The organism is Chitinophaga sp. RAB17 (genome assembly GCF_052114225.1).
GTDB lineage: Bacteria > Bacteroidota > Bacteroidia > Chitinophagales > Chitinophagaceae > Chitinophaga.
Genome location: NZ_JBFREI010000004.1, coordinates 92,388 through 112,509 on the forward strand (window position 1 = coordinate 92,388; position 20,122 = coordinate 112,509).

The following is a 20,122-nucleotide window of genomic DNA, read 5'->3' on the forward strand; positions in this document are numbered from 1 at the left end:
ATGGGATATAAATAGAAGAGCCGGCAACCATTGGGCTGCCGGCTCTTCTGTTTACCAGGTTATTTTATTTCCAACCGCCGCCGAGGTCTCTGTAAACATTGATGACCGCATTCAGTTGTTGTTTTTTTGTTTCTATCAGTTCGAGTTTGGATTCCAGTGCATCCCGTTGTGTCATCAGTACTTCCAGGTAATCGGCCCTGGCAGACTTAAACAGGTCATTGGAAATGTCGATCGACCTGGTGAGTGCATCCACTTGTTTCGACTTTAAATCATAGCTCTTTTCCAGGTTGCTGATGCTGGAAAGTTGATTGGATACTTCGAGGTATGCATGTAAAATGGTACGCTCATAATTATACATGGCCTGTAGCTGTTTGGCATTGGCCTTATTAAACTCCGCTTTGATGGCATTCCGGTTAATCAATGGCCCGGCAAGCTCCCCGGCCAGCGAGTACAGCAACGACTCCGGCGACTTCACCAGGTAAGATGGCTTGAAGGCTTGTAATCCCAGTCCGGCTGAAATACCGAGGGAAGGATAAAATTCTGCCCGGGCCACTTTTACGTCCAGCTTCGCGGCTGTTAATTCCAGTTCTGCCTGTTTAATATCCGGACGATTGGCCAGCAATTGTGATGGAATACCGGCGCTGATAGTCAAAGGGAGAGAACCGGAGAAGGCATCTTTATCCCGGATAATTTCCTGCGGATATCTGCCCAGCAGGAAGTTGATTTTGTTTTCTGCCTCTTTTATATTCTGCAGTATATCAAACTCCAGGCTCTGTGACTTTAATACTTCCGCCTGGAATTTTTGAACTGCCAGTTCAGTCGCCCTGGTGGCTTCTTTCTGCACCTTTACAATTTCAAGCGCATTTTTTTGCAGCTCGATATTTTGTTTAACGATCTCGAACTGCTTATCGAGCGATAGCAATTCATAGTAAGAATTGGCTACCTCTGCGATCAGGTTGGTCAGTACGAAATTTTTGCCTTCTACCGTAGATAAATACCTGGTTACTGCGGCTTTCTTGGCGTTATGCAGTTTCTTCCAGATATCCACTTCCCAGTTAGCGTAAGCGCCAATGGTAAAATCCGTCAGTGGATCCGGCATCTCTTTGCCTGGCTCAATTTCAGTGGAGGCATCACCGGCACCCTGGCTGGTATATCTTCCTACTTTTTCAACGCCTGCACCTGCTTTCGCCGTAACTGTAGGAAGTAATGCCCCGTGTTTGAACCGGATTTCACTCTTTGCAATTTCAATTTCCTGTAAGGTGACCAGCAACTCCTGGTTATTTTTCAGTGCGGTATCAATCAGACTTACCAGGTTCTTATCGGTAAAAAAGTTGCGCCACTGCAAGCTGGATGTATTGGTCGTATCAGCATTGTTGTCGTAGGATGCCGGAACAGCCTTGTTTTCAGCCGATGGCATTATTGCCGGCACCTTGCAGCTGGCTATCGCCAGACAAGCACTCAGCATACCAATGCCGCTATGTATCCTGAATTTATACATTGTGATCAATTTCTTCTGTTAATGGATTTTCTTCTTCGTCTTTCACAAGTGCATGTCGCTCTGCAATTCTGCCGAATATGTAATACAGTCCGGGAATAATCAGCACGCCGAATACGGTTCCGAAAAGCATCCCCCCGGCCGCAGCAGTACCAATGGTTCTGTTACCCAATGCACCCGGGCCAGACGCCATTACCAATGGAATCAATCCCGCAATAAATGCGAAGGAAGTCATCAGGATAGGACGGAACCTTACCTTAGAACCCTCCATGGCGGCTTGAAGCACAGTGGCTCCACCCCGGTGTTTCTGTACGGCAAATTCCACAATCAGCACCGCATTTTTACCCAGCAAACCGATGAGCATTACCATTGCTACCTGCGCATAAATGTTATTTTCCAGTCCCAGTAATTTGAGCAACAGGAACGCACCGAAAATTCCGGGAGGCAGCGACAGTACCACTGCCAGCGGCAGGATAAAGCTTTCATATTGTGCCGCAAGGATCAGGTATACGAAACCAAGACAGATGAGGAATATATAAATGGCCTGGTTGCCCTGCGCCACTTCATCTTTGGAAATACCTGCCCAGTCTATCCCAAATCCTCTGGGTAAGGTTTTCTTCGCTACTTCATCGATGACTTTAATGGCTTCACCACTACTGTATCCCGGTGCGGCAGCCCCACTTATTTCTGATGCGTTGTACATATTATGCCGCGTGATCTCTGACAGGCCATATACTTTTTCCATTTTCATGAAAGCAGAGAAAGGCACCATTTCATCACGGTCATTTTTTACATACAGCTTCAGGATGTCTTCCGGCAATGCGCGGTATTCCGGCGATGCCTGTATGATCACTTTGTATTGACGATCGAATTTAATAAAGCTGATTTCGTAGTTACTTCCTATGAGTGTAGAAAGTGTGTTCATGGCATTATCAATGCTGACACCTTTTTGTTGGGCAATATCATTGTCCACTCTCAGCATATATTGCGGGAAGCTGGCGCTGTAGAAACTGAATACAGAAGATAGTTCGCGGCGTTTGGTAAGTTCTTTTACAAACTCCCTGCTCACGGTTTCCATCTTTTTATAATCACCTGATCCGGCTTTATCCAGCAAGCGCAGCTCGAAACCACCGGCAGCACCATATCCTGGGACAGCAGGTGGCTGGAAAAATTCGATGGTAGCGCCTGGAATGTCTTTGGATTTCTCTTCCAGCTCGGTCATGATTTCCTGCACGGAATGTTTGCGATCTTCCCAGCTTTTCAGGTTAATCAAACAGGTACCCGAGTTGGATCCTGTTCCTTCTGTCAGGATTTCATAGCCTGCCAGCGCAGAAACAGATTGCACGCCTTCAATACCTTCCGCTACTTTTTGCAGCTTCTCGGCTATCTGGTTGGTTCTTTCCAGCGATGATCCCGGAGGTGTTTGTATGATGGCATAGAACATTCCCTGGTCTTCATTCGGGATAAAACCGGAAGGAACGTTGCTGTTCAGTATCCAGGTGCCGGCGCAGAAAGTGAGTAATACCACAATGGTGACTACTCTTCTGTTAACGATGGCGCCCAGTATTTTCTGGTATTTTCCGGATGCACGGTTGAATGAATTATTAAAGCCATCGAGGAACCTGTCTACTGGATTTTTCTTTTTAGGTTGTCCATGTCCATTCTTCAATATCATGGCGCAAAGCGCTGGTGTAAGGGTCAGCGCTACCACACCCGAAAGAATAATGGCTGTTGCCATGGTAATGGAAAACTGTCTGTAGAAGATCCCTACCGGGCCGGACATAAATGCTACCGGGATAAATACCGCCGCCATTAAGAACGTAATGGCAATGATCGCCCCGCTGATTTCATGCATCGCTTTTTTGGTGGCCTTCAATGGGGAGAGGTGTTCTTCTTCCATTTTGGCATGCACTGCTTCAATCACCACGATCGCATCATCCACCACCACACCAATGGCCAGCACCAACGCAAACAGCGTGATGAGGTTAAGTGTAATACCGAAAAACTGCATGAACATAAATGTTCCGATAAGAGATACCGGTACCGCCATGGCAGGAATCAGGGTAGAGCGCCAGTCGCCCAGGAACAGGAATACCACCAATCCTACAAGGATGAAGGCTTCCACCAGGGTATGGATTACTTTTTCAATGGAAGCATCCAGGAATTTTGATACATCATAGCTGATCTCATAATCCATTCCTTTAGGGAAAGAGCTGGATTTGATCTCCTTCATTTTTGCTTTGATATCCTTGATTACCTGGCTGGCATTACTTCCATACGATTGCTTTAACACAATGGCGGCAGAAGGTTTGCCATTCAGGTTGGAGTAAATATCATACATCGAGCTTCCGAACTCTACACCCGCCACATCTTTCAGGCGGAGTATTTCGCCATTGGGGCTGGATCTTAAGATAACATTCTCGTATCCTTCCTTCGTGGTGAACCTGCCGGGATATTTCAGTACATATTCGAAGGTCTGGGATCTTTTACCAGAGCTTTCACCGGTTTTACCGGGAGACGCTTCCAGGCTTTGTTCTCCCAGGGCTTTCATCACTTCATCGGCAGAAATCTTATAAGCCAGCATGCGGTCGGGTTTCAGCCAGATCCTCATGGCATATTCCCTGTTACCCAGAATGTCAGCAAACCCAACACCATCCACTCTTTTCAGCTCAGGCAATATATTGATGTCGGCGAAGTTGAACAGGAATTTCTGATCCGCCTGTGGGTCATTACTGTAAAGGTTGATGTACATCAGCATGTTTGATTCCTCACGGGTAATCTTAACACCTTCACGTACCACCAGTGGGGGCAGTTTATTCACTACTGATGCCACCCTGTTTTGAACATTCAATGATGCCTGGTTAGGATCGGTTCCCAGGTTAAATACTACCTGTATGGAAGCCTCTCCATCGTTACCCGCATCTGATGCGATATATTTAAGCCCCGGAACGCCGTTGATGGCTCTTTCCAGGGGAATGATCACAGATTTGATCATTAGTTCACCGTTTGCTCCGGGATATTCCGCTGTCACATTTACCTTTGGTGGAGATATAGACGGGAATTGTGTTACTGGTAACTGGGTAATGGCCAGCACCCCCAGGAACACGATAATGAGCGATATCACTATGGATAGAACCGGTCGCTGTATAAATTTATTAAACATTGCGCTACGCTATTAGGACTTGAACTGAACTACTATTCCGCTTTCAATCGCAGTTGGGAAATAACTTCCTCTGGTTTCCGGTATTCATACTTGATTTTGTCATCATCTTTTACCTTCTGAACACCTTCGAGCAGTATCTTATCATTTTCTGAAATGCCACTTTCTACTACATACAGGTCGGGCATCTGACCGCGGATGGCAATGTTGCGGGACCTTACCACATTGTTGTTGTCCACCACAAAAACATACAGCTTATCCTGTATTTCGTAAGTCGCCTTTTGTGGGATGACTAACGCATTTTTAAGGGGAATGGTCATCAGTACTTTACCTGTTTCTCCATTTCTCAGCAGCTTCTCAGGATTCGGGAATCTTGCCCTGAAGGCAATGTTTCCTGTTTCATTGTTGAATTCACTTTCAATGGTTTCCACATCTCCTTTGTACTGGAGGGGCTGATTATTGGCTAGCAGTAGTCCTACTTTATTGTTGCCACGGCCTTTGGTGTTGGTGGCGTAGTCCAGGTATTCCGGTTCAGATACGTTGAAGTAGGCAAACATCTGGGTGTTGTCTGAAAGACTTGTCAGCAACCCACCTTCATCGATTACGCTACCCAGTTTAAATGGGATACGGTCAATGGTGCCATCAAACGGCGCCCTGATTTCAGTGAATGACAGGTGAAGTTTCGCCAATGCCATTTCTGCTTTGGCCTGATCCAGTTTGGCCTGCGCCATTGCCTGCTCATTTTTGGAGACTACATTTTTGTCGACCAGGGTTTTGGTATTCTGCAGTTCTATTTCTGCCGCCCTGGTTTCCGCTTCTGCTTTCTGTAGTTCTGCCTCATACATTTTCGGCATGATCCTGAACAACAGCTGGCCAGCTTTCACAAACTGTCCCTCATCTACATAGATGTTTTGGAGGTAACCCCTTTCCTGTACCCTGATTTCTATGTTCCTGACAGATTTTATCTGGGAAACATATTCATGGGTGAATGAAGTATCAACTCTGGATGGACTGGTAACGGTGTATTTGCCAGCCTCTTCTTTTTCTTCCTTTTTAGGTTTACAGCTTGTTAAGTACAGCAGGGCAAAGAAGCCCGTAAACATGACAATTCTATTCATGATATTTAATGGATATTAAGCGATGGCATGGTAGTAAGGCAAAGACGCCTATGGATGCAGAACATTATCAGTCGCCAGGGTAACCTGAACGGCAATGCAGGAGGATGTACTATCAATATACATCTATCAGGTTGGCATGGTCACACTTTCGGTAACTGATACAGGTGACAGATCAGATCCTTAGTGCTCTTTGCGTAAGATAAATATTGGAAAGATGTCCCCAAAAGGGTGGTGGGGCTTCAAAGTATTTGCGGAGATAACTTAAAGTAGATAGGTGAGCGCGTGACAAATCGCACCTGGCCAGTAGCCTGTATTTTCTGACAAGGAAATTACTTGCATCGTCATCTTCCACATCATCACTTACCAGGTATTCGGTTTCCTCATCCAAATCGGTATCGGAAGCGATGGTGTCGTCCTGATTGGTGTCTGTAACTTTTAATAGCCATTGGCTATTGAGATGCTTCGTGGGGTTGTTGCAGATATTGTGATGAGGCGTAAATGAAAATGCGCATTTATCTCCTCTTAGCAGTAGGAAACATAAGCATGCAAAAAATATTACTACTCTCATTCGGGGACCAAAAGTAATAAAAGTTTGATAGAAAAAAAGAAATCATGTCCACATGTGCGTAAAAAAACAATTATTACTTAAATAAGTAACAATTTTTTAACGTTAAAGCGAAATTTTAACATAGTGATATTTTCATAATATATCTGGTGGTCGGTATACCCCATAAAAAACCTGCGACAACTGCGCAGGCTTTTTATGGGGTATACCGACCAGGTGCATTGCTGCCATCGTTCTGACAATGGATGCCTGGCCGGGTCTAGTTTTCTGCGGTGTATCCTTTTGCCGCTGCCAGTCGTACAATGGAATGGTTGATCGCAGCGCCGAGATCATCGGTCGTAACCGTCTTTTTTACTGCCTCATCAATATATTTTTGTCGTTGTTTGCCCAGTGTGGCCATTTCTTTTTGAATGCTTTCCCGTTCCTTGCTTTTGGCTGCTACCAGGGCTTCCAGCTCGGTGACACTTTTTCCCTGCAGTTCTTTGGGTAAATCACGTTGGCTAATGCTTTTCAAAACGGTTTTGTCCTGGTTAACACGGTCCACAAGGTCCCAGCTTTCATTTCTATAAGCGCCTTTTGATTTACTGACATAACGTTCAACTGAGTTAGCCGAGGATAGTGACTTCGCATTTTTATCCTGCATGATCTGGTTACTTTTCTTTGAGGCGCCATAAGCGCCGTACCCGATATAGGTTTGGTTGATGCGTTCATTGCAGGCCTCTATTTTTCCATCATAAGGGGTTTCAATAAAAACAACTTTTTTATCGGAGTCGATATTGAAATATTGGCCATGACCTCTGTCGGCGCCATCTTTCCAGTTGGTGCTGATGCCTTCCTGTTTATCACCACAGTAGATCGTATTTATAAAGATGTTCTTGCCAACAGCTTCACTGGCGGCTTCTTTATAACTGATTCGTCCCTGGGTAAATGCTTCGTTACCGGCTATATAAATGAGTTTCATATCTGCCTGGTCCTTTCCCCAACGCAGTGATTTTACCGCTTCGGTGATGACTGCACCACAATATTCTGAACCGCCATTGGTGCGAAGGGTAAATAGTTTTTCAGAGATGAGGTCCAGGTCGGTGGTGAGTGGCGTCACCTGCCGGATGAAATTACTTGCGGGAGAAAGACCGTCATTACCATATTCATAAAGGGAAATCTCGATCACCGGTGCTTTCCCTTTATATCTCAGGGTGGTAAGGGTATTGATAATATTCCACAACCTTGATTTTGCCTGGTCTATCAATCCATCCATGCTATTAGAGGTATCCAGTAGTAAAGCTACCTGTATGTGGGTGTTGTCTTCGGCGGAAGGAGGGGTCACATAAGCACATATTGGAGTAGCTTTATCGCTTTCTTTATCCAGGAGGTATGGACGTGTATCATATTTCCATACCAGGAATCCCGATGCCAGCATTGCGCTGGCTAATAGTGTCGTTTTCATGTTGCTTGATTTAAGATGACCCCGTGAAAATAGTGGGTCTTATTTGCCTGTTAGGGACCACTTGGTGAAATCGTGTTTTGAATGGGTGAAATACCGGGTTGCCCACACTGAAAAAACCTATTTTGCGGTTGAATCAATTAACATGGTACGTTACGGTATTTATATAATTATCTTGTTGGGCTGCTTCGGTGTCTGTGAAACAGCCGGGGCGCAGGGTAAAAAGGGTGGGGTATCCAAAGCAGCGAGGGATTTGAAAAAATCACTTTCCAGCGATGATGATGCCCTGAAAACAGCCAGTCACTACGAGGCCCTGGCAAAAGAGCTGACGGATCAAAATGAATATGCCAAAGCAGAAGAGTATCTTAAAAAGGCATTGGAAATATACACCCGGCTGAATGATAAAGATGCTGCTGCCACCACCGGACGTGCCCTGGCTAAAGTGCAGGAGTTGCAGGAAAAAATAATTCCGGCCATACAGAATTATCAGTCGGCCGGTGACCTGACGAAAGATAAAACGCTGGAGAGCATTAACTTTAATGATGCCAACCGTTTGCGGAATAACAGCAATCCCCAGGCGCAAATAGGTTACGTACAATCCAATCTTGTCATTTTTGAAAAGGAAGGAAAGAAACAGGAAGCCGCAGATGCCTACAAGCAACTGGGTAATAGTCAGCTATCACAACATAATACATCTGATGCTATTGCCAGCTATAAGAAAGCGATTGAAAAGAGTGACAATACCGGGGAAATCAGCGCTATCAGTAAGAAGATATCCAAAGTATATGTGGCTGGAAATAATATTGATGAGGCGATCCTGCTGAATGAATCCATCCTGGAAAAAGCAAAACGGGAACAGAACGTAGACCTGCAAATAGACCAGGTTCGTGAGCTGGCGCAACTGTATTCCAGGAAACAACAACCAGAAAAAACGGCTAGCCTGTTGGAGGAAGCATATGCGCTGGCATTCAGTAGTGGTAATACTTCCAAAACAAAAGACTGTTTGCTGGCACTGACAAAATATTACCGGGAACAGCGCCGGGAAGATGCTGCTCTAAGCCGGTACGATGATTTCCTGCATCATTTGGATACGCTCATCAGAACAGATAGCTCGCTTGTAGATGCAAGCCTGTTTGATGTTACAGAAGGACGGATTAAAGACCTGGAAAGGGAGAGGGCTTTGCAACAGGCATTGATCACTAATAAAAGTACCCTCAACTATTTCCTGACGGCGTCCATCCTGGCCATGGCAGTGTTATTGTTTTTCATTATCCGCGCGTTACGTGCCATCAAGATCAAGAATAAAAAAATTGCTTTGCAGTCTTTGCGGCGGGAGATGAATCCACATTTTATTTTTAACAGCCTCAATAGCGTCAATCAATATATTGCAGAGAGTAATGAGGTGGAAGCAAATAAATACCTGACGGCGTATTCCGGTCTGATGCGGAACGTGATGGAACATTCCAGTAAAGACTTTGTTCCCTTATCTGTAGAGGTAGAACAGCTGGAAAGCTACCTGGATCTGGAACAGCTGCGCTTCAGTGATAAATTTGTTTATGCGTTGGAGATAGATGACACATTGGATACAGATGTGGTAATGATTCCCAATATGCTGATCCAGCCCCATCTTGAAAATGCCGTCTGGCACGGGCTCCGCTATAAAGCCACGAAAGGGTTGCTTAGGCTGACCTTTGAAAAACAGGGGGGGATGATGCAGGTACGGATAGAAGATGATGGGATTGGACTGGCAGAGAGCCAGAAATTGAAAACAACGCATCAGAAAGCCCATCAATCGCGGGGAATCACTAACACAACGGAACGAATCAGCTTACTGAACGACATATACCATCTGCATATCCGGCTGCTGATGGAGGAAATAACGCTGGATGGCGCTACAGGAACGCGGATAATCCTGCAAATTCCCTTAATGGACAGAAATGATCTTACCAGAAAAAATAATTTCAGTTATCGTTGAAGATGAAGCCGCTGCGATGGCTGCCTTACAAAACTATCTCCGGAAATTCTGCCCCCAGGTAGAAGTAGCAGGAACGGCTCAGAATAGCAGGGAAGCGATTCAATTGTTACATGAGTTGCGCCCGCAACTGGTGTTTCTCGATGTGGAAATGCCCTTTGGCAATGCCTTTGACGTACTTGAAGGCTGTCAGGATCTACAGTTTGAAACCATTTTTGTAACTGCTTTTTCTGAATATTCCCTGAAAGCACTCAACCAGAGTGCTGCGTATTATTTGCTGAAACCGGTGAGCATAGAAGAATTGATCCTGGCGGTGAATAAAGTGCAGCAACAATTACAACAAAAGCAGTGGTTGAACAGGAACCGCATCATCATGGAAAATGCCAAAGAAGTCAATCCTGGTATGCAACAGGTGATCCTGCCTACATTGGATGGATTTGACGTGGTGAAGATGGGGGAAATTGTGCGCCTGAAAGGGAATGGTAATTTTACAGATGTTTATCTTACCAATGGCAATAAAAAGATGGTCTGTCGTTTCCTGAAACACTTCTCTGAGATGTTACCCCATCCCTTTGTACGGGTGCATAAATCACATATCATCAATATTCATTTCGTACAGTCTTACCACAAAGGCGCGGGTGGTTACGTTAGTCTGAATGATGGCACCGCCGTGGAAGTGTCACCGGCTTATAAAGACAATCTCCTGAAAGCATTTCAGTAAGAGAGTAGGGGGAATTAATTCCCCTTTGCAGTCTTACTGTCGTAAATAATTTTCCCATTGCGGACCTGCTTTCAGCAACAGCATTAGCGCCTATTTAAATACTTTTGTATAGTACCAGATCACCCTATTTATTTACTTCCAACTTTAGTCATGCAGAAAGATATATCAATTCGGCCGATGCAGATTCATATTCCGGAGGAGGACATTGCAGATCTGCACCGCCGCCTGCGCCACACCCGCTGGGCGCATCCCATTGCCGGCTCCGACTGGGCGGATGGTACCGATGGTGCCTACTTACAGGATCTTGCCGCTTACTGGCTATCTGAATATGACTGGCGGGAACGGGAAGCAGCACTGAATCGTTTTGATCATTATCTCGCTGAGGTAGACGGCTCACAGCTTCACTTTATCCGTGCTGCCGGTCAGGGACCGAACCCGATTCCCTTGTTACTGATGCAGGGCTGGCCGAGTAGTTTTGTGCAGATGCTACAGATCATTCCATTGCTGAYGGCGGCAGGGACTGATGGCACGCCTTCTTTCGATGTGATCGCGCTATCGCCTCCGGGTTACCCTTTTACGGAATTCCCGCGGGAACATGGGATGAACTTTACCCGGATCGCGGACCTGGCCACCCGGTTGATGACAGAAGGACTGGGATATGAACGCTTCGCCTGTCGTGGTTCTGACCAGGGTGGATGGATACAGCAGCAAATTGCGCTTAAATATCCCGAACGGGTGATAGGGCTGCATCGTTCTTCTGTTAGCTCTTCCCTGTTGCCATTGCCGGATGATCTCAGCCCTGCAGAAATAGCCTATCAAAAACAGGTAGAGGAATGGGCGCCGCTGGAAACGGCATATGCCCAGCTGCAAGCCCTTCGTCCGGAGACGCTGACACCCGCCCTGGCAGATTCTCCCATAGGCCTGGCCAGCTGGTTCATAGAAAAATTTCAACGATGGGGGGATGGTGGTCTTTTGATCGATGACCATTTCGGACGGGATGCCCTGCTCGATAATATCTCTCTGCATTGGTTTACCGGTGCCGGTGCGGCTGCTATAAGGCTATATAAAGAAGTTGCCCGTGACCCCGGCATGAAAGGCCGTGTGGAAGTTCCTACAGCTATTTTGATGCCTTTACGGGACGGCGTGAACGTTCCTGCACCCCGTGAGTGGGCGGAGCGTACTTTCAATGTGCAACGCTGGACGTTGATGGAACGCGGCGGTCATTTCCCTGAATGGGAAGTACCGAAGCTGGTAGCTACTGATATCAGGCAGTTTTTTGGCAGCCTGAAAGCATAAACACATGAAATAGGAGCGTCAATAAACCGCATGTTGGCGGATATCAACCTGATATTTGCGAAATTCAAATAACTTTGACGCTACCAATATTAACCAGGTTATGACTGATGAATTATTACTTCAAAATATAGCACGGCATATTCATTTGGAGCAGGAGGAAGTCGACTACCTTTTCTCGTTATTAACTTTCAGGACTTTAAAAAAGAAAGAATTCCTGCTCAGGCAGGGAGATGTTTGTAAAACCGAAAACTTTATTGCCAAAGGATGTGTGAGAATGTATACGATAGATGAGAGCGGGTTTGAGCACATCGTGATGTTTGGTGTGGAGGGCTGGTGGACCAGTGATCTTTTTAGTTTTTTCACCAGCACGGCTTCCGATTATTATATTGATGCCCTGGAAGATACAGATCTGTGGCAGATTTCAAAGGATCACCTGGACCAGTTGTACGAGCAGGTGCCGAAGTTTGAACGTTTTTTCAGAATCCTGCTGCAGAATGCTTTCATCGCACAGCAAAAACGGATTAATCAAAATCTCTCCTTTACAGCAGAACAACGATATGTAGATTTCGTAAAAAAGTATCCTCAGCTCGAACAACGTATTCCTCAAAAGCAGGTGGCTGCCTATTTAGGTATGACACCGGTATTTTTGAGCATGCTGCGTAAAAAACAAAGTCGCCGGTAATTTCTTCAACTACTTTAATTTTTTGGACTTTTCCGCATCGTTTATTTGTGGTTCTAAATGCACATGCAAATAAATGAAAAACTACATCTTTAGCACACGCAACGATTGGACCGGCCTGATTATCCGACTGACACTGGGATTGATATTATTTCCCCATGGCGCACAAAAAGTACTCGGATGGTTTGGCGGCCCCGGTTTCACAAAGGAAATGGCCTTTTTTACCGATACCCTTCACCTGCCCTGGATAATTGCTTTCGGGGTAATCATCATTGAATTTTTTGGCGCACTTTCATTGATCCTGGGCATTGCGGCCAGAATTTCGTCTGTCGCCATCCTCTTCCTGTTTGTGGGAATTATTTTCATGGAACACCTGGATAATGGGTTCTTTATGAATTGGTTTGGTACACAAAAAGGAGAAGGGTTTGAATACCATTTACTGATCATAGGCCTGGCGCTGGCGGTAATAGTGAATGGCAGCGGTAAATATGCGCTCGACAATGTCGTGTTTAAACAGCCGTATATCCCCGGATCTGCTGTAGCTCTGTTGGGGGCTGTCCTCCTGGGACTGTCTGCCTGTCAGCAGCCGGATCGGACGGTGGAAGATAAAAATAAGCAGCTGGCGGAGCGCTACTTTAACGAGGTATGGAATAATGGTAAAGTGGAGTTACTGGATGAGCTGCTGAGTGCCGACTATATTAATCATACGCCCTCTGTACCCAATCCTCCGAGAGGGGCAGCGGGCTTAAAACCAATTGTGGTGGCTATCAGGAGGGCTTTCCCGGACCTGCATTATACGATCAAAGATGTTATTGCCACAAAAAACAGGGCAGTGGTAAGAGTGGTGATGACCGGAACGCAGAAGGACAGCTTATTTAATATTCCGCCTACGGGAAAATATGTAACTGTTAACCAGGTCAACATTGAAGAAATCATCGATGGTAAAATAGCGGAACACTGGCGGGTGACCGATGAGCTGACGATGATGAAGCAGCTGGGAGTGGTGAAATAACCACTTCCCGGCCCTTTGATGTAACACGACTATTTTTTATCATCTTCATCCGGATCTTCTGTTTCTTCCAGCTTATCTTTATCACTTCCCCTGCGCAGTTTAACTACAGGATTATTCTGGCTGCCGGTAACGTTGAAGGGTATACCGAATATGCCTAACGGCGGTAGCCCAAGGCGTCCTTTGAGGTTTAGCTTACCATCAAGACTCACCTGTCCTTCGAAACGTGGACGGAAGCCGGCGATGCGCATTTTTGTTCTGTTAATGGTAATGATATTATTGTTGATGGTGGTTTTGATATCTACCTGGGAAAGATCCGGGTCTTTCATATCTCCTTTGCCAGTGCTGCTGCTGACAGCATTAAATAACTTAAAGCCCTTTAGTTTTATTTTTTTAACAGATAGCACGCCTCCGCCTTTCAGGGAAGGATATACAGGATTCATATTTTCATCCAGCTTGCCATTCAGACTGTAGTCCAGGCCAACGATACCACTGGCATAGGACGCCGAGGAGGCCATATCGTGAAAGATCTTTATTTCGTTATAGGCTCTTTTGATGTCAAATTCTTTTGCACTGATGTGATAGTCGAACATGGCTCTTTTCGGCTGCAGACTCACATAGGTAGCGTCCATTTCCACTGCCGCACCAACGATCGTAAAGCCGGTTTGGTTTAGCTTAAGCTTACTGCTATCGATCACCAGCTGTCCATGGAAACTGTTGATGTCCATCCCCTTGAATCGGATCTTATCGGCAGCGGCATTGAGCGTCAGTGACAAATTACCTGGTATGATGACTACGCCGGAAGGCCCCGCAGGACTACTTTTGCCTGCCTCCGTACTTTTGCCGGCTCCATTTACCATCATCTCGTCTACCAGTATATAACCGCTTTTCATGTCAAATGACCCGCGGAGAGGCTGGTCTTTAGCGGTAGCATAGCCAATCACATTACTAAGGTATCCGTTGAGGTTAATCAATGATTTGCCGTAGCTGGCATTAAACTGATCGAACCACATTTTGTCCTGGTCAAAACGGAAAACGCCGTTGTTGATTAAAAAGGGCAGGGGTAGCAATTCGGATGTTAACGCGATGTTTTTTATGATTAGGGTGCCGCTGTTACTCAGTTTATTATACCGACCCGAGGTGGCATCACTTTGTGTGCCACGCAGTAACAGGTTGGTTTTTATAAGACCTTTCAGGTCGTAGCCTTTTATGGCAAATAGCTGGTAGATACGCCCCAGGTCTATTACTCCGTTAGATGCGATGTTATACCGGAGGTTATCGAAATTATTCAGGTCGGCCTTCAGTACGAAGGGCTGTCCTTCAAACTCGAAGGAGATGGGTTTGAGGTCTACGTTCAGTGAACGCATGGTGCCTGTGGTGTTGGTAACGGTGGCGTCTATATTAATTTTCTCCAGTGGATGGGGATAGTATTTCGTTTGTACGGCGCCGTTATTCATGGTCAGTTTGGCGGTAGTAACCGGGAATAATCTTTTTGCCGGCAGGTAGGTACCTTTCGTGACCACATTTACCGCCAGGTCGCCGGTCATATCCAGGCTGTCTATCGGGTACACTTTTTTAAGATCGTTCATATGCAGCAACGACTCCAGTTTAGCGTCAATGAGTGGTTGCTGTGCGTTGGTAAGTTTTAAGTATCCCCTGATATAATTGCTCAGCATATTGGCATTGATATCGTTGATGCTGAAATAGGTATGGGTGTAATTTCCATCCGGGCAGGAGGCCTGTGCATTAAAACGAATGTCTTTTACCGCTTCCGGCAGGGAGGCAAACTTAAAGTAGCCGTTTCTTAAAGTAGCATCAAAGTTAAAGACCGGGATGCTGCTGATCACCGTGTCTGCGCGATGTTGCAGGCCTTTATAGACTACCGTTTTTTCATACCGGCCATCGGCTTGCAGGTGCGCCTGCAGTCTTCCTTTCAGGTCAATGGATTTTAATCCTACGGCCTGGTTCCATTTCTCCAGGTCTATGTCCGTATTCATTTTAATATGGATATCCGGGGTTTTAAGGCCCTTCACGCGGATGACTGAGCTGAAATAATCTTTGTCGATGTTGAAGAAGATAGAATCTACATTGACGTAAAGGCTATCTGTATTGAGTTGCGCCAGTGTGGACTGGAAGTTCAGGAACAGGTTTTTTACCGGGGCAGGCGATTTATCGTTGGTGACAGTACCATTTCTTACTTTCATATTGAAGGTAAGGTCGGGCATGGTGTTGCTTTCCGCTATATATTGACCGATCAGTGTGGCATTGACATCCGCAGTTCCGGTGATGTTCATGTGTTCCGCCCATTTCGCATATTCCGGGGGTAACGCACCAAAAATTGCATGCAGCTCTGATTCCATGGAGCTAAGGCGAAAGTCCATTTTATAGCCATTTTTCAGGAATCCGAATGCCCCGTTAAACCGCACCGGCAATTCATTTATTTTCAGATCATTCTTTTCAAAAATGAAGTCGAGAGAATTGGTGTTGATCTTTGTGATCAGTTCTCCATGCAGTTTTTTAGATAAAATGTACTGGGTGCCGGCGTAGCTGATATCAAATGAACCGATGTTGACTTTTGAGTACAGGTCAAACTGTGCTTTGCTGAGATCCCCTTTACCCAGGTAGTTCACTTCTGTGGCACGGATATACATGGGGAGCGACTGATCATTGTAAATAATATTGCAATGCTCCAGCTGTATACGTGCGATCTGCATAGAGGCGCTGCCACTGTCGGTTTTGCTGGGTGTGGAAGAAGGGCTTGATTTATATACATTATAGTTGGGATGTCCTGCTGTATCCACCAGCACACGGATATTTCCCTTCGTCAGGTAGATTTCATCAATATTAATAGCGCTGGAAAATACGCTGGACAGGTTAATCCCCAATGCTACCTCGTTTGCTGATATCAGTGTATCGGCTTGAAAAGGAGCGGCTCCTTTCAGGCTAAAGTCGTATAACGTGAGTGTCAGTGCGGGGAAATGGTTAAAGAACGACAGCCTGGCCCTGGAAAAATTAAGATCGCCGGTGATGCTGTTGTTAGTCCATGTTTTTATTTTATTGGATATCGTTGTAGGAAAAAGAACAGGTAATAAAAACAGCAAAAAGATAATAGCGGCAATAGATATGGAAATTATTTTTAATGCCTTTAGGGCGATTTTTTTAATATTTGTATGGCGCATGAACTGATTGTTACTATCTCAATGTAAATATGAATAGGCCATGATGGCCTATTTACCGGGGAAATTTTATACCTGATTTAAATGATGACTCGGCGCAAAGATAGTTATTTTTTATGATGAGGTCGTAATACTAGTCACCAATACTGTTTTCCATTTCATCGCTAAACGTCTGTTCTGCTTATGTCTGTTCAGATACCGTCCGATAATATGTCAGGGGCCCGAAGGCTAAAATTCCTGTTTTGTATGATTTAATTTTATATGTGTTGTTTATTGTGAGATAGTATTTTTTTCTTTTTTTATAGTCTTTATCTGTTGTATTATTTTATCGGCCTCTATTTTTTGTTCTATTGATCCATTTTTCAGGTTATTGTATTTATTCTTGAGTGCTTTTATTTGTACATCTTTTATTTCACGCTCAAGGCCGGGGGATAATGGCTGGGCGGCTTCTATATTTGCTTTTTCAAATTTCTTTAATTGTTGATTTATCAATTGTTCTGTTTGTGCGAGGTTTTCTTTATCAAAGAAGGTAGAATTGTTTTTTTTCAACTCCTGTAATTTTTGCGATGCTTCCTTTAGATTATTAGCAGTGAGCAGTTCGTTGATCACATTCAGAATGATGGAATTACCTCTTTCGCGATAATAGCGTATACCAACAGAATCAATATGTCTGTATAAGGCCAGCGTAACCGGATTGGAAAGGGAATCGAAACCTTCCTGTATAGCCTGATATCGCTTTGAAAGAATGGGATATGGTTTCTGTGATTCCTGACTTTCCGTTTGGGGAGTATAGGTGGCTGCGTCAAGTGTACGAAGCCCCTCATAGGCATCTTCTAAAGTAGCATCGGGAAAGTGTTTGATAACGAAGGCGCTGAAATGATCTGCCCGCAACTCGTTTTTACGCTGCTCTTCCAGGTTTGCCGGCCTGTATCCGGGAAAGGTATGCCCAAGAACATGATGACCGATTTCATGAGCGATAATACATCTTATGGCCCATTTCACCTTTTCCTGCTGGCCCCTGATCTGGTTCAGAAAAGTTTGGTTGTAGTATATATATTGTAGCGAGTCAATCGTTACTGAGGCTGCATTACATACGGTTACACAAGGCTTAAAGGAATAAATCAACGGAAATGGCTGCTGTGCATCAAGCCTGGTCAAAAGGGAAATAACCATCTTGAATTCGTTATACGGATTTACATTACCGGTGCTAAGTGGAATAGCATTGAGGATAGATTGGGCTTGTGTACAGGTGCTGCGTAGGGCCGCGAATGTGTTCTCACATTTGTAGGAACATACAAATGGCTCCAGGGTATCCTGGGATTGAGCTTTGCCTGTTACCATCAGTAACAGCAATAGCGTAATTTTTTTCATGGTGATTCTTATTTTGATGACACGTTATAAGTGAATGCCAGGAAGAAACCAAATCTGTTAAAACTGGATGTAGGTACCGTTGCGTCACTGGCGGGCCTGGGAACGACCTGGTCTACCTCGTACTTGTCAGCTATCAGTACGGCTTTGGTAAGCGTACCACCGCCACTGAGAATAAACCTTTGTGAATACCCGAATATGAGTGAGGCACCAAGATGATAATTGATCTTTTCAAGATCTTTTGTACTCACGCCGAAAGTAAGGGCAGGATGAAAATCTCTGGCATTGCGGCGATAGATATGCATTAATGCTCCTACGGATGGGAAAACAGCATTCTTCGCCTTGTTTTTACGAATAGTGCTTTGGGTGGGCTGTCCGTCTACGTCCTCATAATGGTATGACTGATCCATAAAATCGGAACCGCCAAGGTTGACAAACAAGCCGGTACTGAAATCTATTTTGACACCGCCTTTCGGGCGTATGGTAACTTCGTAGGAGCGAAAATAAGGTGAGCAGGGAACGTTCTCTTTGGGTGTAACATTTACCGTGATAATTGTCTCATCATCTTTAATGGTTTGAGTATCTATATGATAGATGAAATTGCTTTCATTGAAGTAGTCATAAGTATCGAGTAACTCCTTCTTGCCAGTGGCGGAGAAGCCAAGCACGTCTGCATGTAACTTTGAAATATCTGTCTTGTCATATAAATATTGAAGATCTTTTAATGCTTGCTGAAGCATGTCGACATCACTTTGGGTTTGTAAAGTGCTGCTAATAGCGGCGGTGAAAGGATTTTTTACCTTTTTCGATAAAATGTTGACGGCGGAAATTTGTTCGCTTACTGCCACTGTTTCTTTTGTTAATCGTTCCATCGTTCCTGCTGCGAACAAGTTAATTATTTCATTATATTTCTCCAGCTCGGCCGCTATTAAGCTGTTTGCATGGCGATCGATAATAAAGCGATTGTCCTCATAATTGGAATTTGCTAAAAGAGTAGCCTTGTCCGAGGCATGCAATGCCATTCTCGGGTCTGTAAATGAATTTTTAGTAAGATTGTTTACATCATTCCGTAAGTCTGTAAATTTCCTGTTGCAAACATATTGCTTTTGCAGTAAGTCAACCTGGTATTGTAGCAGAAATCTGATTTCATAGTAAATGTCTTTATAAAGCTTCAGATTTCCCATGCGTTCATTAAGCTGAGCACTAACTGCGGCATATCTTTTTTGTAATGCGATTAGCTTATCGCGATCGGGCGAAAGGGGAACCTGTTGGAGATCACTGTCTTCAAACAGAATGGTTTTAAGGTTACCTTCGGAAAAGCCGGCAGCCGCCTGGCTGGCGTCAGGAATGGTAGTTTTAGAAAATATTTCAAACATTTTGGGCATCTCTTCATTGAATGTTTTCTTTGCTACATTCTTGCCAATATCTACCAGCTTCTTATTGATATTTTTGATGGTTAATCCCACTCTTGAATTATAAGGCATTCTATCTTCATACAGAACTGTATCCTCCGTGGTGTAATCAATAATAATTTCCTGGGTTTTAGCAGGTTTATTCCTGCCTTTACTTTTCTTTTCAGGCGTGCCGGGAGGTGGCTGAACAGCATTGTTTGTTTGGGCTGATATAATACAGGGGATCAGCATCGCTGAAAAGCATAAGAATAATAATCGTTTCATACGAAGTTGGAAATTTATTATTGAGGTGACAGATGCAGTATTTTATACTGATAACATTGGTATTTTGAGATTACATCTCCATATAGCTGTAAAACAAACTACACGTGCAGAATATTAGCCTATTGATATATTGGGGATTCCACTACAGCTATACAGAATTAATAAAAACAGAAAAATGGGATTATCAAAATTATATGGTTAAAATTGTTGAATCAAGATAAAACTGATTCAACGTTTATGGTTGAAATCAAAATAATAGGTATCTGAGATGTGTCTACAAGATAATGTAATATTTTTAATTGGCAAATTATGACAGTTAATTTCCCCATTCAGAGCACAGGTTTAACCGGGGAGAATTAAATTTCAGGAACCAATATTCTATAATATTTAACAACTCATTCGTTTGTCCGCCCGTTATAATCTGTAATTTAACAAGATTGATCCCA

The 20,122-nt window shown here is 44.5% G+C and carries 13 protein-coding genes; 5 read left to right on the plus strand and 8 right to left on the minus strand.

Going from position 1 to position 20,122, the window contains the following annotated elements; genetic code table 11:
* Positions 1-64: 64 nt before the first annotated feature.
* The 5 genes from AB4Z08_RS15750 to AB4Z08_RS15770 form a co-directional block, all read right to left on the minus strand.
* A complete protein-coding gene (locus tag AB4Z08_RS15750; RefSeq protein WP_441574713.1) occupies positions 65-1,498 on the minus strand; it encodes a TolC family protein in 1,434 nt (477 codons plus the stop codon).
* Positions 1,491-4,658: an efflux RND transporter permease subunit gene (locus AB4Z08_RS15755; RefSeq protein ID WP_441574714.1), complete on the minus strand. Its 3,168-nt coding sequence runs from the start codon at positions 4,656-4,658 to the stop codon at positions 1,491-1,493. The genes AB4Z08_RS15750 and AB4Z08_RS15755 overlap by 8 nt, the downstream gene beginning before the upstream one ends.
* A gap of 32 nt (positions 4,659-4,690) precedes the next feature.
* The gene (locus AB4Z08_RS15760) at positions 4,691-5,773 is read right to left on the minus strand and encodes an efflux RND transporter periplasmic adaptor subunit (RefSeq protein ID WP_441574715.1); all 1,083 of its coding nucleotides are present in this window, start codon (positions 5,771-5,773) and stop codon (positions 4,691-4,693) included.
* A gap of 172 nt (positions 5,774-5,945) precedes the next feature.
* Positions 5,946-6,341, minus strand: a complete 396-nt coding sequence (locus AB4Z08_RS15765) for a hypothetical protein (RefSeq protein ID WP_441574716.1) — start codon at positions 6,339-6,341, stop codon at positions 5,946-5,948.
* A gap of 256 nt (positions 6,342-6,597) precedes the next feature.
* A complete protein-coding gene (locus AB4Z08_RS15770; RefSeq protein WP_441574717.1) occupies positions 6,598-7,782 on the minus strand; it encodes a vWA domain-containing protein in 1,185 nt (394 codons plus the stop codon).
* A 250-nt stretch (positions 7,783-8,032) separates the two neighbouring features.
* On the opposite strand from AB4Z08_RS15770, the gene AB4Z08_RS15775 reads away from it, so the two are divergent.
* The 5 genes from AB4Z08_RS15775 (at position 8,033) to AB4Z08_RS15795 (ending at position 13,459) form a co-directional block, all read left to right on the plus strand.
* The gene (locus AB4Z08_RS15775) at positions 8,033-9,754 is read left to right on the plus strand and encodes a tetratricopeptide repeat-containing sensor histidine kinase (RefSeq protein ID WP_441574718.1); all 1,722 of its coding nucleotides are present in this window, start codon (positions 8,033-8,035) and stop codon (positions 9,752-9,754) included.
* Positions 9,717-10,472, plus strand: a complete 756-nt coding sequence (locus AB4Z08_RS15780; RefSeq protein ID WP_441574719.1) for a LytR/AlgR family response regulator transcription factor — start codon at positions 9,717-9,719, stop codon at positions 10,470-10,472. Before AB4Z08_RS15775 ends, AB4Z08_RS15780 begins: the two co-directional genes overlap by 38 nt.
* Positions 10,473-10,649: 177 nt before the next feature.
* Positions 10,650-11,768: an epoxide hydrolase family protein gene (locus AB4Z08_RS15785; protein ID WP_441574720.1), complete on the plus strand. Its 1,119-nt coding sequence runs from the start codon at positions 10,650-10,652 to the stop codon at positions 11,766-11,768.
* 100 nt (positions 11,769-11,868) lie between these two features.
* A complete protein-coding gene (locus AB4Z08_RS15790) occupies positions 11,869-12,450 on the plus strand; it encodes a Crp/Fnr family transcriptional regulator (RefSeq protein WP_441574721.1) in 582 nt (193 codons plus the stop codon).
* Positions 12,451-12,523: 73 nt separating this feature from the next.
* Entirely contained in the window at positions 12,524-13,459 is a 936-nt protein-coding gene (locus tag AB4Z08_RS15795) for an ester cyclase (RefSeq protein WP_441574722.1), read from the plus strand.
* A 29-nt stretch (positions 13,460-13,488) separates the two neighbouring features.
* On the opposite strand, the gene AB4Z08_RS15800 is transcribed toward AB4Z08_RS15795, so the two are convergent.
* The 3 genes from AB4Z08_RS15800 to AB4Z08_RS15810 form a co-directional block, all read right to left on the minus strand.
* A complete protein-coding gene (locus AB4Z08_RS15800; RefSeq protein ID WP_441574723.1) occupies positions 13,489-16,635 on the minus strand; it encodes an AsmA family protein in 3,147 nt (1,048 codons plus the stop codon).
* Between the two features lie 267 nt (positions 16,636-16,902).
* Complete coding sequence (locus AB4Z08_RS15805) at positions 16,903-18,003, minus strand: hypothetical protein (protein ID WP_441574724.1); 1,101 nt, start codon at positions 18,001-18,003, stop codon at positions 16,903-16,905.
* Between the two features lie 8 nt (positions 18,004-18,011).
* Entirely contained in the window at positions 18,012-19,676 is a 1,665-nt protein-coding gene (locus tag AB4Z08_RS15810; RefSeq protein WP_441574725.1) for a hypothetical protein, read from the minus strand.
* Between the last annotated feature and the right edge of the window lie 446 nt (positions 19,677-20,122).

Coding starts and splice junctions, on each gene's coding strand:
- AB4Z08_RS15750 (WP_441574713.1), bottom strand. CDS start 1,498: ATGTATAAATTCAGGATACATAGCGGCATTGGTATGCTGAGTGCTTGT.
- AB4Z08_RS15755 (WP_441574714.1), bottom strand. CDS start 4,658: ATGTTTAATAAATTTATACAGCGACCGGTTCTATCCATAGTGATATCG.
- AB4Z08_RS15760 (WP_441574715.1), bottom strand. CDS start 5,773: ATGAATAGAATTGTCATGTTTACGGGCTTCTTTGCCCTGCTGTACTTA.
- AB4Z08_RS15765 (WP_441574716.1), bottom strand. CDS start 6,341: ATGAGAGTAGTAATATTTTTTGCATGCTTATGTTTCCTACTGCTAAGA.
- AB4Z08_RS15770 (WP_441574717.1), bottom strand. CDS start 7,782: ATGAAAACGACACTATTAGCCAGCGCAATGCTGGCATCGGGATTCCTG.
- AB4Z08_RS15780 (WP_441574719.1), top strand. CDS start 9,717: ATGATCTTACCAGAAAAAATAATTTCAGTTATCGTTGAAGATGAAGCC.
- AB4Z08_RS15790 (WP_441574721.1), top strand. CDS start 11,869: ATGACTGATGAATTATTACTTCAAAATATAGCACGGCATATTCATTTG.
- AB4Z08_RS15795 (WP_441574722.1), top strand. CDS start 12,524: ATGAAAAACTACATCTTTAGCACACGCAACGATTGGACCGGCCTGATT.
- AB4Z08_RS15800 (WP_441574723.1), bottom strand. CDS start 16,635: ATGCGCCATACAAATATTAAAAAAATCGCCCTAAAGGCATTAAAAATA.
- AB4Z08_RS15805 (WP_441574724.1), bottom strand. CDS start 18,003: ATGAAAAAAATTACGCTATTGCTGTTACTGATGGTAACAGGCAAAGCT.
- AB4Z08_RS15810 (WP_441574725.1), bottom strand. CDS start 19,676: ATGAAACGATTATTATTCTTATGCTTTTCAGCGATGCTGATCCCCTGT.